This window comes from Bacillus sp. 05T31 (assembly GCF_056396725.1).
On sequence record NZ_JBFTMA010000774.1, the window covers coordinates 1 to 1,977 of the forward strand.

At 35.3% G+C, this 1,977-nt stretch carries 3 protein-coding genes; 2 read left to right on the plus strand and 1 reads right to left on the minus strand.

From position 1 onward, the window contains the following. Window positions 1–234 precede the first annotated feature (234 nt). Together AC1DJR_RS28070 and AC1DJR_RS28075 are read left to right on the plus strand one after the other, a co-directional pair. The gene (locus AC1DJR_RS28070; RefSeq protein WP_429687319.1) at window positions 235–870 is read left to right on the plus strand and encodes an FMN-dependent NADH-azoreductase; all 636 of its coding nucleotides are present in this window, start codon (window positions 235–237) and stop codon (window positions 868–870) included. A 111-nt stretch (window positions 871–981) separates the two neighbouring features. Further along, window positions 982–1,701, plus strand: a complete 720-nt coding sequence (locus tag AC1DJR_RS28075; protein WP_002141628.1) for a lysophospholipid acyltransferase family protein — start codon at window positions 982–984, stop codon at window positions 1,699–1,701. Between the two features lie 36 nt (window positions 1,702–1,737). Here the strand turns inward: AC1DJR_RS28075 and trhA are convergent. Next, window positions 1,738–1,977 (minus strand): PAQR family membrane homeostasis protein TrhA (trhA, locus tag AC1DJR_RS28080; RefSeq protein ID WP_477004056.1); only part of this gene is annotated, 240 nt, incomplete at its 5' end.

Here is a 1,977-nt window from a genome sequence, read left to right on the forward strand (position 1 = left end):
GATGAAGGCTACCTCCATATAATATGGAGGTAGTTTTTTATGTTGATAAAATCTTAATATTTATATACGAAAGTAAGATGAAGCGATATAACTTATTAACTTACGAAAAAAAAGTAGCTATTTTTTATTGACATTACATATAACTTTTTGTATTATACTTACATAAGGTAAGTTATTTACTATAAAATAATAAATCTCAAATTAAAGATAAATTGAAAAAAGGGAGATAATACAATGACAAAAGTACTATTTATTACAGCAAATCCAAATTCAGCAGAAGGTTCTTTCGGAGTAGCAGTAGGTGAAGCGTTCATCGAAGCTTATAAAAACGAGCATCCACAAGACGAAGTAGTAACAATTGATTTGTTCAATACTACAGTACCAGCAATCGATGCAGATGTATTTGCAGCTTGGGGTAAATTTGCAGCAGGCGAAGGATTCGAAACTTTAACTGAAGTTCAACAACAAAAAGTTGCAGCAATGAACACAAACTTAGAAACATTTATGCATGCAGATCGATATGTATTCGTAACTCCAATGTGGAACTTTAGCTATCCACCAGTAGTGAAAGCATACTTAGATAACTTAGCAATCGCAGGTAAAACATTCAAATATACTGAAAATGGTCCAGTTGGCTTATTAGAAGGCAAAAAAGCACTTCATATTCAAGCTACAGGCGGCGTTTATTCTGAAGGAGCATATGCAGCTGTGGACTTCGGTCGCAATCATTTAAATGCAGTATTAGGATTCATGGGTGTATCAGACACTGAATATATTGCAGTTGAAGGAATGAATGCAAATCCTGAAAAAGCACAAGACATTAAAGAAGCAGCAATTGCAAGTGCACGCGAATTAGCAAAACGTTTCTAATATAGAAAACTTCAAAATGTCCAAACACTTGTTGTTTGGACATTTTTTCTTCTTTTTCCTTCGTTTGTCTAGTATAATGAAGGTCGGAATGATAATAGGTGGGGGTTCTGTATGATTCAAACGTTTTTTAAAATCTTTTATTTAATTTTAATCGTAATTGCGATTACACCAAGGTTGTGGCGTATAAAAAGAAAAGCAAATGCGATGTCACCGCAAGAAAAAGATAGTGTTGTGTATAAAACAACAAACTGGTTTGGTAAGAAAATGGTGCGTGTAACTGGATCGACTGTAGAAGTAAAGGGACTTGAAAATGTTCCGAAAGACAAGCCAGTGCTAGTTGTAAGTAATCATCAAAGTAATATGGATATTCCTGTGTTACTAGGTTACTTAAATAAGCCAATTGGATTCGTTTCAAAAGCGGAAATTAAAAAGTTTCCGGTTGTGCCAACATGGATGGAACTAATGAATTGTGTGTTTATGGACCGCAGCGATCGTCGTCAATCTCTTAAGGCAATTAAAGATGGAATTGAACTGTTAAAGAGCGGGCATTCTATCGTGATTTTTCCAGAGGGAACGAGAAGTAAGGGTGGCGAAATCGGTGAGTTTAAAGCAGGGAGTTTTCACCTTGCTGTAAAATCTGGCGTATCTATATTACCAGTAACTTTAGATGGTACATATAAGATGTTTGAGGCTAATGGAAATCGTATGAAACCAGCTCATGCAACATTAACAATTTCTAAGCCAATTACACCTGAAGAATATGCAAGTATGGATGCTAAAGAGTTAACCCAGCATACAAAAGATATTATTGCATCTCAATTACATAAGTAATAAAAAAGTTTCAGCTTAAACAAGCTGAAACTTTTTTTATGCTGCGGGTAAGACATAAAACAGTACGCAGAAAAACATCATTGTACTACCGCCTAGTACGAAGAGATGCCAAATGGCATGATTGAACGGAAGCTTTTCCCAAAGGAAGAATATAGCTCCGACAGAATACAAAATGCCGCCTATTAATAGTAGTGAGAAGCCGTGACCGGTTAAATTTTCATAAAGGGGTTTAATGGCAACGATGATGAGCCAACCCATAATGATATAACATAATGT